Here is a 13,920-nt window from a genome sequence, read left to right on the forward strand (position 1 = left end):
TTCGGCCGTTGCGTTCCGTGAAACTACCTGCAACGCAACGGCACTCGTAATGCGGAGGCGGCTCTACATGACTTGACTTCGCAAAGCTCACGTGCGCTCAAGCGGTGGGCTACCCTTACCGCCGCCGATTCGACCGCGCCCTCGATACCGCTGATCCGAACGCCACCAATGACGGCACTCCGAACATGACGAAGAGCATCGTCACACCCACGATCGTGCCACGGTTACTGGATCGCTGATGAGCCATTTCGGCCAACGGGAGCGCAGCGATCAGCAACGAGGACAGAAAAAGCACCAGGAAGGTCAGGCCCCAAGCCAGGGGTGTCACCGTTGACTGGCGAGCAGGAGCAGGCACTTGGGAGAGCATCTCGCTCATCACGTATGCGGACTGGGGACTTCGACTCGGACTGGGCGAAACGGGTGTACTCAACTTGTAATTCCTGTCTGAAAGAAGGGATCTCATGGTGCCTGCGCCGACGAGGTCGGGGAATTCAGCTAAGGCCACAATACGATGTGGATGGGCACCGACAAGGTATCCAGCACAACTGCCAAACAGTGTCGTCGGCTGTCCGCGTCCGGTGAAAGCGACAGCGCAGGCTCGGCCCACGCCGTTTGAGCGATCCGCGCATCAGTCAGTCTCGCGGAGTGCGGGTCTCGTGGACGGTTACGGTGATTAGGTTGCGCAGCAATTGGTTTGCCATCCGCTTTGCTGCACCTTCATCGAGGCGGCAGAAGATGTCGGCGTCGGGCTCTCACGGACGCTGCCATGGGGTCATCGACGGGTGAGTCGATTACGGATTCCCCTTCGGCATGGATCGTCGGAACGGGAGAGCTCGTCGCCCGGTGAGGGCGAGGTGTTCGCTGAGGGATTGGTGGATGCGTCGCAATTGTGGCCGGTTGACCACGGTAACGGGACCGCAGTGGGTTCTGCCGATTGATTCAAGCTCACGCTACTGAACAACGCCGTCGCTGGAGCGCCGACTTGTTCTCGATGGCCACTCTGGTCGGCGCGCACACTTCCGATCCCTGTCGCCCTTCGCCGAACAACTATCGGCAGCCGCTGCAATCGAATGCGGTCCGCGCAGGGATTTCTGGGCCAGCTGCGCACAGGTACGCCCGTGGGTGTTGGAGCAGCTGGTTAGCTAATCGATAGCTCCGCCTCTGGATGTGGCGGTCGACCTCGAGGTAAAGTCGAATATGTGTTCGAATATCATGGTTCGTGTGGGTGCTGCACATGATTCGTGTGGGCGTCGACGACCTCAAGGGAAAGACTGAGGCGCAGCGTGCGGCGTATGTTCGTCGCCGTCTGGAAACCGCTGCGCAGCAAGGCGACGACTGGTCGCCGAGGTCACGGCTGCCCACGATCGCGCCGTTGGCGCAGTTGTTGCCGGATGGGCTCGCCTGCGGTGCGGTGGTGGACTATCGAGGCGCGGTGTCGCCGTTGCTCGGGATGCTGGCCGTGGCCTCGGCGGCTGGGCTGGACACCGCCTTGGTGAATCTCCCAGCTCGTCAAGGTCTTGCGGCCGGTCTGCTGGCCGCGCAGGAGATGGGGGGCGTGCTCACCCGGATGTACGCTGTCGCTTCGCCCGAACAGGAGTTGGCGACCGTTGTGAATACCCTGCTCGACGGTCTGGCGCTCGTAATCGTGGGTGTCGGTGACGCCGCGCTGGCGCCGGGGGTGGCGAAGATCTTGGCGAAGCGTGCACATGATCGGGAGTGCACGCTGGTGCTGGCCGATGCTCGGCGCCAGTTCCCAAGCGCTGATCTCCGCCTGGTCATCGAATGTGCCGGGTACGAGGGACTCAGTCGTGGCCGTGGGTTACTACGAGGGCAAAGGTATTCGGTGACCGCGACACCAAGGGGTGGACGCAGCGTGTACGGCGAGATCCGTATGGCAGCGTGCGGTGGGGGCAATGTGGAGTGGGGTCGCGTCGAGTCTGCGGCAGCGGTGATCGAGTTCCCGGCCATGGCCACGGGCTGATGGCCGGATTTGGAAGCTCACGGAAATATCGGGGAGTGCGTCCGGTCGTGCCACCGGTGCGAGTTCGCGTGTTCCCGGTTCGGTTGTGGCCGCCGAGGCGGGTGCGGTGGGGCACCGACACACCGTTGTGGCAGCGCGCGCTCGGAATCCGGTTGTCCGAGCCAATCATCGGTGAGCTAACCGAGCTGGTGGTCACCCAGGCCGGTGATCTGGTGGGCAGGATCCAGTTCGAGATCGACGTCGACCAAGCGCCGTCACCGGAGATCATGTTGTTGCCCGCGTCGGACATGTGGGAACCCGCCACAGATCAGGACCGGGACCGGTTGCGAAAACTGGTGCGGGAGTTCGATATCCGATGGTGAGCGTGCGGGCCGAGGTATGCAGCCCAGAGTACTGTCGCCAACAACCGAAAATCGGCGAACCCGAAGTGTGCTGGCCTCAAAGCGGGGGCCGAACACGACGGAGGTCGCGCTCCTGTCGAGCGGGGGTGCTCCGATGACTCCGGCCGCGGTCGACGTGAAGTGTCATCTGACGGTCGACTCAAACTGAGTAGTTCGCGAGATTGCCTGTGATGCAACGGAATCCGGTGTCATCGTCGAGCATCCTGCGCGAGGCGTCGTTGAATGCTGCTGGTTCGCCTCGGTCGAACGGGCTAGTGAACGCCGAGCCTTTGAGCTCGAATCGGTCGGTGGTGGTCTCGGTGGATGTCCATTCCCAGGTGTTTCCGACGAGGTCGTAGATGCCGAACGGGCTGACTCCGCTGGCGTAGGTGGAGACCGGCGTCGTTGTGCCGGGCCCGGAGCCGCGGACATTGCATTTGGCCGGGGTCGGCTGGCTGCCCCAGGGCCAGGTGTTGCCGCGTGTGCCTCGGGCGGCTTTCTCCCATTGTTGGCTGGTCGGCAGAGTCTTGTAGGCCCATTGGGCGTAGGTGTTGGCGTCGTTCCAGCTGACCCAGACCACGGGGTGGTCGGCGATGTCGTGGGCGGGGGTCGGGCCGTTCCAATGCTGGGGCGTGGAATGTCGGTGGGCGGCAACGAATCGCGCGTAGTCGGCGTTGGTGGTCGGGAAGACATCCATCCAGAATCCGGCCACCCACACGGGTTGGTCTTGCGGTCCGGCGAGGAAGATTCCTTCGGGCACCCAGGTCATCAGCTTGCCGTCGGCGGGATGGCGGGTGTTGGTGTGTTGCTGGACGACGTCGGTATCGCGAGCGTCGCTCAGGGCGGTGGGCGATATCGCTTCGACGAATCGGGCGAGTTCGTCGTCGTTCAGGTGCGACAAGATGGTGTCGAGGGCTGCTTGGTTCACAGGGCGGGGGCGGATGTTCGCGCCGCCGGCTTCCCAGCGGGAGATCACCCGGGGGTTGACGCCGATATGCGCCGCGAATTCGATCAGACTCATCCGCCGGGCGTCTCGCAGCGCGGCTGCTTCGGCGCCGGTCCAGCTGCGGACCACGATGGCCATCGCGGGGGTCCTCCCTTCCCATGCGGTGGGGTCTGAGCTTAGTCGCCGCGGGCGGTGCGGTGCGCGTCAGATGTGTTGCGGGGGAATGGATTCGTATTCCGCGCGGAGCCGGTCGATCATCTCGTGGTCGACGGAAAGGTTGATGTCGTCGATGCGGGCGATTGCACGCACGCCGACCGCGGCGTTGGTCGCGACGGCCGCATCGATATGCGGCAGCTCGGCCAGGGTGATGGGTTTGACGACGACTTCCTCATCCAGAGTCTGGCTGAGCAGGCGCATCGTGATGCCGGGCAGCACGTCGGCCTGCGGCCAGATCAGCTGGCCCTCGGAGATGACGCCGATGTTGGACGTCGCGATCTCGGTGATGGTGCCGTCGGCGTTGGTGAACAGGACATCGTCAGCGCCGTCGCGTTGGGCGAGGCGGCGCTGGTAAAGGGCGCCGAACAGGCCGACGTGCTTGGTTTTTGGTAGGTCGCGGGTGTAGACCGCCGACCGCAGAGTCATCGGGACTTGTGGGACGGGGGGTGCTTCACGCCAGGTCACGAGGATTTGAGGGTCGGCGTCAGCGCCGGGCCCGCCGAGGGCGATGTGCGGGTCGAACACGGTGATCCGCACGACGACCGCGGTGTCGGTGTCGGCCACGGCGCGTCGGATGAGGTGGCGCACGCGCTCGGGGTCGAGTTCGGCGTCGAACACGGTGCGGCAGTCGCGGGTGAGCCGGTCCATGTGCTGGCTGAGCCCACGCACAGCGCGATTCTCCACACGCATGGACGTGAAGTGCCCGTACCCGACCAAACCCAGCGCGGCGAGCTCGGACTGACTGATCGGCGACCCGTTGAGTTCCATACGGCCAGTGTGTCACCGAGGGTGTGTCTCGAAAGCCGGGCCTAGCGTCGAACGTCAGTGAAACGTCAGTGCAACGACCTTCAGCGACAGTTCCGGGCAGGCCGTGGTGGGCCGATTCTGAGGTCCATGAAAACACGGATCCGGCGGCTGGGCCGGTGCTGGCCCAACCTGCTCGCTCCCTGCGCGAGGAGTTCGGTCATAGTCATGACAGATGTCCTGCCGCCGCGTGATCCGCGGGCGAGGTTGCCCGCGCACCTCACCATTCCTCAGTCCAAGCAACCAACGCACCGCAGGGAACGAACCATCATGAGATCACCCGCAGCCCTTGGCTACATCCGTCGCGAAGAATCCGGCACCCGTCGACCGTGGGATGAGACCGAAATCCGACGCGCTGCAACGGATTTGGGCTATAGCCTGATCAAAATAGTCGTGTTCGGCAACGACACGGACCATCCGGCGATGCGCCTGCGCAACGTGGCCCGCAACATGACCCGGGTCCACGGGGTGCAGATCTCTGCCGTGCTCACCCCGAACCTCGAGCATCTCGACGGTGACACGGCGCCGGTCGTCGAGTGGTGTGAGGAGGTGGTCACCGTGGCGAACGGGGCCAGCTACAGCCGCCACCGATCAGATGCCATCGCCTGATGCTGGGTGGCACCTGGGCCTGGTCGTCGTGGTCACGGCTTGCCGAAATCTTTCTGGCGGGGACGTCACGTCAGATGAGCGACAACACGGATTCGCGGCACCCACGTGACGCGAAAGGTGCGCAGTGAGAGCCCATTCCGCGGTTCTGGCGAGCCCGAGAGGAGGGCCTGTGGACTCGCACCCACTACCGAGAGGTGAATTCCGCCGTGGGAGCGGCATGTCGCTGCCGGAGGGCGGTGGAACACCTACTCGCAGTGAGTTCTTCGCAGGTCTGTTTGTTCATAGCCTCGAAGGCGACGGCAGCTCGATTCGTTTGGGAAGCAGGGCGGCATGAGAACAACTCCTGATGCAGCGGGTCGCTACACGATCGCAAAAGCGTTCGCGTTCAACGCAAGTCACGAGTTGCGGCAGCTTCCGGCGGAGCACAAGTGCGCACGCAACCATGGCCACAACTACACCGTCACCGTGACGGTGACCGCGGACCGGCTCGACGAGTACGGGTTCGTCACCGACTTCGGCGACCTCGCGGCCTTCGGCGACTATCTGGCGCAGAACTTCGACCACCGGTTGCTCAACGATGTCGTGTCGTTCCCGCCGACCAGCGAGCTGCTCGCCGCTCATTTGGGCCGGTGGTTCATCGAGCATGTCGAGCCGACCATTCATGGCCGCCTGGTGTCGATTCAGGTCAGTGAGACCCCGACCTCGTTCGCGGTGTGGGAAAGGACGTTACCTGATGGTGCCTGACACGATGCCGCCCGATCCGGTGATCGGGCAGGGCGAAGTGAGCGTGCTGCTGGCCGAGCAGTTCGTATCGGTGCAGGGCGAGGGCCCGCTTACGGGCCAGCGTTGCGCGTTCGTCCGGTTCTCCCGCTGCAACCTGACGTGTTCATGGTGCGATGAAAAACGCACGTGGGACTGGACCCGCTATCGGCCCGCCGAGGTGAGCCGCCGCGTACCGGTAGCGGCGGTAGCCGACTGCGTGCGCGAGTCGGGTGTGGACCTACTGGTGATCACCGGCGGGGAGCCGATGATTCAGCAGCGCGCCATGATCGCTCTGGCCGAACGCGTTCGCCCGTCGGTGCGGGTGCAGGTCGAGACAAACGGCACACAGGCACCGGCACCAGAGTTGGCCGAGCTGGTCGACTTGTGGGTGGTCAGCCCGAAACTGGCGCACTCGGGTGTGGCCTACGGCCGCCGAATCGTTCCACCGGCGCTGGACGCGCTGCGGGACACGGGCCGGGTCGCGTTCAAGTTCGTCGTCGCCGACCCGCGCCGAGATTTCGCCGAGATCGATGCCTTGGTCGGTGATTTCGGGCTCGACCCGGCGACGATGTGGGTGATGCCAGAAGGCGAGACCGCCCACAGCGTCGCTGCCGGGGTGGAACAGCTGCGCGAGCCGGCCGCGGCCCGCGGCTGGCAGGTGAGCACTCGGCTGCACATCTTGCAGGGGATGCGGTGAGCAGCGCGCACACCGCAGAGGTGGCGTTGGATCTGACATGGCCTGCCCTGGAGCAACATACGGGTGCGATGGCGTGCCGGATCCGTGAGGACGGTGTGCCCGAGGTGATCGTGGGGATTCTGCGCGGCGGCATGGTGCCTGCGGTGATGCTAGCTCATCTTCTGGGTGTCCGGGATGTGCGCGGCGTCGAGGTCACCCACACCCTCAGCGACGGGCCGAACGGCGCGAAGGCTGCGGTCCCGCAGATCACGAACCCTGCGTCACTCGGCGCGATCACCCCCGGCGCCGATGTGCTGCTCGTCGACGACGTCGCCGGGTCCGGTGACACCGTCGAGCACGCTGCCCGTCTGCTGTCGGGTGCGGGACGGTTGCGGCGGGCGGTGCTCGTGGTGAACACGGTCAACTGGTATGCGGCGCACGCGGATTCTGTTGCGCCGGAACATGTTCAGGACTACATCGGCTGCCTCTGCGCTGGATGGGTCCGTTTTCCCTGGGAGGTCCGATGAACACAGTCACCGACACAGCAGCATTCGAGGGCGAGTTCGGTACTCGTCCCGGCACGCCGATGATCGGCCCGTACAGCGTCAACCAGATGGACGATTTCTATCTCGCGCTCGGACGTGGGGAGGTCAAACAGACCGGGATCATGAACTATCTGCAACGGTTGTTCATCTCCGAACGCATCCGCCCGGGGGATCGGGTGGTTGATGTGTGCTGCGGCCGCGGCTTGCAGTTGCCGCCGCTGTATCGATACTGCCCGACGCTGGGCAGCTATGTCGGCCTGGATATTTGCCCTGACAACCTTGAGCAGGCGCGCGGGCGGGTCGCCGAGATGAGCGACATCTATCCGGATACACGGTTTCCCGTCGCGTTCCATCAGGTGGATGTCGCCGGATCGTGGCCGCAGCTCGAGCCAGCTGATGTGGCGGTGTATACCTCTGCGCTGGAACACCTTCCGCGCGAGTTGGGCGTGGCCAGCCTCGAGCACGCCGCGGCGGCGCTGGCCGAGAACGGCGTGTTGTATCTGTCCACGCCGAACACTCCACAGTCGACGCCGCGCCGGCTTCAGCATCGGGTGCACGTGTACGAGTGGTCGCACGACGAGTTGACGGCGGTGCTCGAGCAGATCGGGCTGGTGGTGCGCAATATCGTCGGGATCTTGCCGCCGCTGACCAGCGAAGCCACCGAGGAGGCGGTGAAACAACGGTGGGGCGCCGCCGCGCTGGAGTTCTACCGGGCCATGGCCGACAACACCCCGGCGGCGCTGCTGGGCCCGGTCACCGCGACCGCGCTGGACAGCGCGGCCAGCGAGGTGCTGTACGTGTGCGCACGGACCGAGCAATGACCACGCGAAAGCCGCTGTGGGTCAGTATCGAAGGGCGCAACGGTGCTGGTAAGACGACCGCGGCCCGCTCGGTGGCCGCCATGCTCGGTCCGCGATGCCTCCTGGTGGATGAACTCACCGATCAGCGCGGGGACACGCTCCCCGGGCTGGTGATTGCCGCGCTGCGGGCCGTGGGCGGCGACTCGGTCTTCCTGCGCACGGGCCACCCTGTCGCGGAGACGCTCGCGTTCCTGGCACTTCAGGTCCATAAGGCCGAGCGTCTGGCGAGCCGGGACCTGACCGGAGTCGAGGTGATTCTCGAGGATCGCGGTGTCGATACCGTCGCTGCGTGCCAGGCCGCGATTCTGTGCTCGGAGTATCCCGAGGCGCGGCTGGAATCGGTTGTGCAGCACGTGCTGTCGAGTCTTCGCCGGTGGACTGTGTTTCCGGACGCGACCATTCTGCTCACCGGGGATCCCGCGGTGTGCACAGCGCGGTTCGCCGAGCGGATCGGCCATCCGCTCACGCCTCAGGAGATATCGCTGCTCGATCAGATCGACCGCCTGTACCTCACCACGGCGGCGCAGGATCCCGGGCGATACACCCGCCTGGACGTGAGTGAGCTTTCGCCGCAGGACAGTGCGGCGGCCGTGTGCGGCATCGTGACCGCGCTGCTGGATCGGCGGGTCGCTCATGCCTCGTGATGTGACGTTGCTGTGGGGCCTGAGGTCTCCCTGCGCATTCGCGTGCCCGCACTGCTACTTCGGCACCATCGAGGAGCACAAATCCAATCCGCCGGAGCAGGCAGGTGTGCTGTCGCACCTGTCGCGCACCGATCTGTCCGCCGAGGCGGTGACAGCGTTCGCGCGGACGCTGCCGGGCTCAGATGTCGAGCGGGTCGTCATCGCGGGCGGTGAGCCGCTGGACTGGCCCGGCACTCTCGGACTCATCTCGGTGATCAAGGACGCTGGCTGCGCAGTAGTCGTCGCGACGAACGGTGTCCCGCTTACCCGCCCGCAGGTGGCGCAACGTCTTGTCGATCTCGGTGTGGATGGGGTGTCGGTGTCGCTCGACAGCGCCGACGCGCACACCAACGATCTGATGCGGCCTTCGCGCTCGGGCCGGTTCGGGTATCGCGACGTCCTGGAGGGCATCGAGATCTTGCTGCACGCTCGCGTCGGCGGGCCTGTGCCCAAGGTCGGGATCTACACCGTGGTCACGCGGTCCCGTCCGCACGAGATCACCGAGATGGGAGCCTTGGCTGCTGACCTCGGTGTGGACTACTTTGTGCCCCAGCCGATTTCCCTGGCACCCGAGCATGCACTGTTCGAGAAGATGTGCCATTCGCCCGGCGATGTCGCCGATGTCGGCGAGCACCTGACGCGCCTTTATCAGGACCCCCGAGGGGTGAGCCTGCCGGATCCGTCGTATGTGCGGCGCTTTCTGTCTTCGATCTCCACCCAGGAGGGCGGACACGTTCCGGACTGTTTCGGTGGTTTTCGGCTGTTTTTCATCCAGCCCGACGGCTCGGTCTGGGACTGCCCGTCCGATCGCCGGATCGCCGCCACCGCACCGGAGCGGCGACGCACCATCCGGGACGCCGATGCCCGCACGCTGTTCGCCACGAGACCGCCGTGCACGCAATGCTCACTGTTCAGCCGGGACTGTGTGAATATGTGGCCCCTCGTGCTGGATATGCCGCGACTGCTGGACCAGGAGGCGGCCCGATGACGATGCCTCAACCGTCCAATGGTGCACGGCTGCTGATAGATCAGCTCGGTCCCGTACTCGAGCAGATGCCCGACCCGAGCGGTGGCCCGGTCGCTGCGGACCTCGAGCGCGAACTGGCGGCCGCGTTCGGTGTCCCGTACGCGGTGGCGGTCTCCTCGGGCACCGCGGCCCTGCACGCCGCGTTGTCCGCGTGCGGTGTCGGCCCGGGGGACGAGGTACTGGTTCCGGCGCTGACCGTCGTGATGACGGTGGCGCCTCTGGCCGCGCTCGGGGCGCGGCCGGTGTTCGTCGACAGCGACCCGGCCACCCTGGACCTGGACTACGCCGATGCCGCTCGCAAGCTCACCCCGCGCGCCCGGGCGATCATGCCGGTGCATCTGTGGGGCCGGATGGGAGACCCGCAAGCCTTGGCGGTGTTCGCGGCCGAGCACGGGCTCGCCGTCATCGAGGACTCTGCGCAAGCCGTCGGCACCACCCGAGAGGGGCAGTGGGCAGGCACGGTCGGCACGGTCGGCTGCTTCTCGATGAAGGACGGCAAGATCCTGTGGAGCGGGGAAGGCGGGTTCCTGCTCACCGACCGCCGCGAGGTGGCCGAGTACGCTGCCGCGTTCCGCAGCCACTGGCTGCCCGCGCCCGCCGGGCAAGCCCCGCTCAGTCGCCTGGCCACCAATTCCCGCCTCGCCGCACCGTTGGCGGCGATCGCTCTGGCCAACCTCCACCGGATCTCCCACCTGGTGCAGCTGCGCCAGGCGCAAACCCGGCACCTGCTCACCGCCGTGGCACACATCCCCGGCCTGACCGCCGTCGATCCCGCTGTGGGTGAGCAGTGGAACGGGTTCGCTCCGCTGTTGCATATCGACCTGCCGACCCCCCGCGGGTTCGCCGAACACCTTGCGCGCCAGGGCGTTCCGAACTCCACAGGGAGCTTTCGGCTCGTGCCGTGTGACACCCGGGGCCTGTTCCCCAGTGCTGACCGGCCGTGTCGTGGCGCCGCGCAGATCATGGACCACACCCTGGCGGTCGTGCTCACCGAACACGACACCGACACCACGCTGGAGCGGTACGCCGCGGTCATCGCGCGAGAGGCCGCCGCATGGGCACCGTGACCGGCATCGGGCCACCGGCCGATCCCTCCGAAGGCCGGTCCATGCACCGCATTGTCCTTGTCCCCGAACGGATTCGGATGCCATGACGATCACACCGATACACCACCACCACGACCGCTACTGCACCCGCGGCCCGCTGATTTCCATCGAGGGCATCACCGGAGTCGGCAAAACGTATCTGACCCAACGTGCCTTCGACACCCTCGAGGACACACCGCTGCTGCTCGAGGGGTTCTCCCAGCGGATCGACGGGCACCCGGGACTGGGTAAGGGGCTGCTTGGAGCGTTGCGCGAGGCCAGCGGCGGGGATCCGTTCCTGCGTGGGGGCGCGCCAATGGCCGAGGCCCTGATCCTGCTGGCCATCAAACGCCACGACCTGGACAGCGTGCTGCCCGATCTGGCGGTCGGTCGGACCGTCGTCGAGGGCCGCAGCGTCGACTCCACCGCGGTATGCCAAGCGCTGCTCCTGCACCCTGACAGCACGGACGCAGCGCTGGCGACCGCGACCGCCCTGCTGGACCTCGCGGCCTCCTACCGGCCGCTGCCGGACCTCACGATCCTCATCACCGACGACCCAGCCCAAGCCGTCGCGCGCACGCAACGACGCGACCAGTGTGTCCTGACCACCGAACAGTCCACGTTCATGCACAACGCGGCCAGCCTGTACGAACGGGTCGCGGCGACCGACCCGGTGCGCTGCCGTGTCCTGGACCGGCGCACCGTCGACGAACACGAAGCCGCCGAACAGATCCGGGCATGGATCCACAACGCCCGGACCGATCTGGACTGCGTGCGCGAGCCGTGGCAAGGCCCCGAGGCCCGGTGCATGTGCTGCGGCCACCGCGCGCACGCGGCGGCGATATGAGCCCGAGTGCCCGCGCGTCGACCGGCCCGACCCCGGCACCCGGATGTAGCTGCGTGCCGGTGATTCCCGACAGTGTCGAGGCCCTGATCGTGGACTTCGACGGCACGCTCGCCGACACGACAGCCAGCCATGAGCTGGCGCTGCGAGAGGCGTTGCAGCCATACGGCATCGACTTGGATCACCGCTGGTATCGCGACCATGTCGGCCTGTCGATCCGCGAGCTGCTGACCGTGCTCCCGGGAGCCGCACTGTTGCCCCACGAGGAGATCATCCGGCACAGCCGTATCCGTCTGCTGGCGGGCGTGCACGCCATCACCCCGATCGCGTGCGTCGTGTCGCTTGTGCATGTCGCGCGCCGCGCTGGGTTGCCCTGCGCTGTGGCGTCGGGCGCCAGCCGGGTTCTGGTCGGGCCCGGGCTCGAGGCGCTGGGCCTGGCCGGTGAGTTCGCGGCCGTCGTCGCGCGAGAGGACGTCGCGCACGGCAAACCCGCCCCCGATTTGTTCGCCGAAGCTGCCCGCCGTCTCGGCGTCGCACCGCGGGTCTGCCTGGCCGTCGACGACGCACCCGAGGGCGTGGCCTCCGCCCGCGCGGCCGGAATGCGAGTGCTCACGGTGATCGACAACCACCTGGCCGTCCTCGAGGACGGCGCTGAAGCCGCCGCGAACGGTGGAATATCGCAGCACCGCCACGATCAGCAGAGTCCACCTCATGACGGCACAAGGCCGCCAGACCAGGGAGCATGATGCCCGTACTCCATTCGACCAAGAATCTGGAAATTCTCGAACCACCCACGGCAACGCGGGAGGGAGTCGGCGTCTTCGAGTACACGGACCACTTCTCGCTCTTCCACTTCGGGCGAATGCCGGACTCCATCCCGGGGAAAGGTGAAGCGACCTGCCGCATGGCCGTATTCAACTTCGCGATGTTGGAGGCTGCGGGCGTGCGCACTCATTTCCGCCGGTTCATCCCCCCGAATCGGATCGAATTCGCGCTCGCGCGTGTCCCGAACCCAGCCGCCGGGCCACAGACCCCGGCCGCCGGGAACTACCTGATTCCGGTACAGGTCCTGTTCCGCAACGAACTGCCCAAAGGAAGCTCCGTGCATCGACGGATCGCCGCCGGACAACTGACACCAGCAGAGCTCGGCCTGGACGACATTCCCGCCGTCGGCGAAACGTTGCGGCAGCCGATCATCGAATACGCCACGATGCTGGACGAGGTCAACCAGTTCATCCCACCGAGGCACGCTCAACGCCGCGCCGGCCTGAGCCAGGCGCAGTTCCAGGCGATGCGCAGGATCGCCGTCACCGTCAACGACGTACTGACCGCACGCGCACGCGCGGTCGGTCTGAGCCACTGCGACGGCAAAGTCGAGTTCCTGGTCTCCGGCGATGGACAACTCGTGCTCGCCGACAGCCCCGGCACACCCGACGAGAGCCGCCTGATGTACGGCGGCGTGCATTGCGGCAAGCAGGTCCTGCGCAACTGGTACGTCAACCAAGGGCTCGAGGTGCCGGTCAACACGCTGATCGCACAGCACGTCCCCTGGGAACAATGGCCGCGACCAGCCTCACTCCCACCCGCATTCGGGCCGATCATGTCGGACCTGTACCGATCCCTGGCCGAGACCTGGACAGGCGAACACCTCTGGGACACACCGGATCTACAGAGCGCCACCCACGCCGTTGCACACCTCATCGGCCGATGAACCCGCATCGCGCGAGCCCGCACGCGAGCATGCTCTCCTCGATCCGGCCGGCAAAGGCCGCCACCAAACCTACGAGAACGGTGGATACATGGGCTTGACCGAAGACCCCGCCTTCGCGGCGACAACGTTCGTGGTCATCGACTTCGAGGCCACGACCCCCACGGGCTACCCGGCCCAGCCCATAGAAGTCGCTGCGCTCGCGCTGCGCTATCAGCGCGGCGCGTGGGCCACGGTCGGCAAGTACGAATCGCTCATCCGCCCGCCCGAATTCGCCCCGGTGACCCCGGCCGTGACAGCCCAAACCGGACTGACCCCCGAGCAGGTGCATCACGCGCCCAGCCCCGCCGAGGCGCTGGGCGCCTTGGATCGACGATTCACCGCGGACACCCCGTACCTGTTGGTGGCTCAGCACGCCGCGACCGAGGCCAACCTCATCTACAACCAGCGTGAACACTGCCCAGCGCTGGCCCGCGTCGACCTGCTCGACACTATCCCGTTCGCCAAAACGATCGTTCCCGGTCTGCGCAACTACAAGCTCGACACCCTGCTGGAACATTTCGCTGTCCCGATGCCCGCCGACCGTCACCGGGCCGCCGCCGATGTCGAGGTCACCGCACAGGTATTCGCCCGACTCGTGCACGCCGCCGCCAAGAGCCCCCAGCTCAGCGGTCTCGCGGGTCTGGTGAAAATCGCGGGCCGCACAGCCAAATGCAACATCCCCGTCCAAAGCGGACTGTTCGACATCGAGGACTTCCCGCAAGAACAAGCCCTTGCGGACCCGAGCTGAGAGG

Annotated in this window: 17 protein-coding genes; 15 read left to right on the forward strand and 2 right to left on the reverse strand. The window is 66.2% G+C overall.

The features are described from left to right. Positions 1-104: 104 nt before the first annotated feature. The 3 genes from ACQP1G_RS20945 (at position 105) to ACQP1G_RS20955 (ending at position 2,343) form a co-directional block, all read left to right on the forward strand. Positions 105-239 (forward strand): hypothetical protein, encoded by a 135-nt coding sequence (locus ACQP1G_RS20945; RefSeq protein WP_433206930.1) that lies wholly within the window; start codon positions 105-107, stop codon positions 237-239. Between the two features lie 995 nt (positions 240-1,234). Beyond that, entirely contained in the window at positions 1,235-1,981 is a 747-nt protein-coding gene (locus tag ACQP1G_RS20950) for a hypothetical protein (protein WP_433206933.1), read from the forward strand. 152 nt (positions 1,982-2,133) lie between these two features. Beyond that, a complete protein-coding gene (locus ACQP1G_RS20955) occupies positions 2,134-2,343 on the forward strand; it encodes a hypothetical protein (RefSeq protein ID WP_433206936.1) in 210 nt (69 codons plus the stop codon). Between the two features lie 178 nt (positions 2,344-2,521). On the opposite strand, the gene ACQP1G_RS20960 is transcribed toward ACQP1G_RS20955, so the two are convergent. Beyond that, on the reverse strand, positions 2,522-3,445 hold the full coding sequence (locus ACQP1G_RS20960; protein WP_433206939.1) for an SUMF1/EgtB/PvdO family nonheme iron enzyme: 924 nt from the start codon (positions 3,443-3,445) through the stop codon (positions 2,522-2,524). A gap of 66 nt (positions 3,446-3,511) precedes the next feature. Continuing rightward, positions 3,512-4,291: an aminotransferase class IV family protein gene (locus tag ACQP1G_RS20965; protein WP_433206942.1), complete on the reverse strand. Its 780-nt coding sequence runs from the start codon at positions 4,289-4,291 to the stop codon at positions 3,512-3,514. 306 nt (positions 4,292-4,597) lie between these two features. Here ACQP1G_RS20965 and ACQP1G_RS20970 point away from each other — a divergent pair, with 306 nt between their 5' ends. The 12 genes from ACQP1G_RS20970 (at position 4,598) to ACQP1G_RS21025 (ending at position 13,916) form a co-directional block, all read left to right on the forward strand. After that, positions 4,598-4,936: a hypothetical protein gene (locus tag ACQP1G_RS20970; RefSeq protein ID WP_433206945.1), complete on the forward strand. Its 339-nt coding sequence runs from the start codon at positions 4,598-4,600 to the stop codon at positions 4,934-4,936. A gap of 330 nt (positions 4,937-5,266) precedes the next feature. Then, positions 5,267-5,680 carry a 6-pyruvoyl trahydropterin synthase family protein gene (locus ACQP1G_RS20975; RefSeq protein WP_433206948.1) on the forward strand — a complete coding sequence of 138 codons (414 nt, stop codon included), beginning with the start codon at positions 5,267-5,269 and terminating at the stop codon, positions 5,678-5,680. Beyond that, positions 5,670-6,395: a 7-carboxy-7-deazaguanine synthase QueE gene (locus ACQP1G_RS20980; protein ID WP_433206951.1), complete on the forward strand. Its 726-nt coding sequence runs from the start codon at positions 5,670-5,672 to the stop codon at positions 6,393-6,395. The genes ACQP1G_RS20975 and ACQP1G_RS20980 overlap by 11 nt, the downstream gene beginning before the upstream one ends. Then, the gene (locus ACQP1G_RS20985) at positions 6,392-6,901 is read left to right on the forward strand and encodes a phosphoribosyltransferase (RefSeq protein WP_433206954.1); all 510 of its coding nucleotides are present in this window, start codon (positions 6,392-6,394) and stop codon (positions 6,899-6,901) included. The genes ACQP1G_RS20980 and ACQP1G_RS20985 overlap by 4 nt, the downstream gene beginning before the upstream one ends. 59 nt (positions 6,902-6,960) lie before the next feature. Further along, complete coding sequence (locus ACQP1G_RS20990) at positions 6,961-7,740, forward strand: class I SAM-dependent methyltransferase (protein ID WP_433206957.1); 780 nt, start codon at positions 6,961-6,963, stop codon at positions 7,738-7,740. Further along, positions 7,737-8,423, forward strand: coding sequence for a hypothetical protein (locus tag ACQP1G_RS20995; RefSeq protein WP_433206960.1), 687 nt, complete (start codon positions 7,737-7,739; stop codon positions 8,421-8,423). Before ACQP1G_RS20990 ends, ACQP1G_RS20995 begins: the two co-directional genes overlap by 4 nt. 1 nt (position 8,424) lies before the next feature. Next, positions 8,425-9,450 carry a radical SAM protein gene (locus ACQP1G_RS21000; protein ID WP_433206963.1) on the forward strand — a complete coding sequence of 342 codons (1,026 nt, stop codon included), beginning with the start codon at positions 8,425-8,427 and terminating at the stop codon, positions 9,448-9,450. Next, entirely contained in the window at positions 9,447-10,556 is a 1,110-nt protein-coding gene (locus ACQP1G_RS21005; RefSeq protein WP_433206966.1) for a DegT/DnrJ/EryC1/StrS family aminotransferase, read from the forward strand. Before ACQP1G_RS21000 ends, ACQP1G_RS21005 begins: the two co-directional genes overlap by 4 nt. 82 nt (positions 10,557-10,638) lie before the next feature. Beyond that, positions 10,639-11,421 (forward strand): hypothetical protein, encoded by a 783-nt coding sequence (locus tag ACQP1G_RS21010; protein ID WP_433206969.1) that lies wholly within the window; start codon positions 10,639-10,641, stop codon positions 11,419-11,421. Then, positions 11,418-12,164: an HAD family hydrolase gene (locus ACQP1G_RS21015; RefSeq protein ID WP_433206972.1), complete on the forward strand. Its 747-nt coding sequence runs from the start codon at positions 11,418-11,420 to the stop codon at positions 12,162-12,164. Before ACQP1G_RS21010 ends, ACQP1G_RS21015 begins: the two co-directional genes overlap by 4 nt. Next, positions 12,161-13,129, forward strand: coding sequence for a phosphoribosylaminoimidazolesuccinocarboxamide synthase (locus ACQP1G_RS21020; RefSeq protein WP_433206975.1), 969 nt, complete (start codon positions 12,161-12,163; stop codon positions 13,127-13,129). The genes ACQP1G_RS21015 and ACQP1G_RS21020 overlap by 4 nt, the downstream gene beginning before the upstream one ends. Positions 13,130-13,217: 88 nt before the next feature. Then, positions 13,218-13,916 (forward strand): 3'-5' exonuclease, encoded by a 699-nt coding sequence (locus ACQP1G_RS21025; protein WP_433206978.1) that lies wholly within the window; start codon positions 13,218-13,220, stop codon positions 13,914-13,916. Positions 13,917-13,920 lie beyond the last annotated feature (4 nt).

This window comes from Nocardia sp. CA-107356 (assembly GCF_050946365.1).
Taxonomy (GTDB): domain Bacteria; phylum Actinomycetota; class Actinomycetes; order Mycobacteriales; family Mycobacteriaceae; genus Nocardia.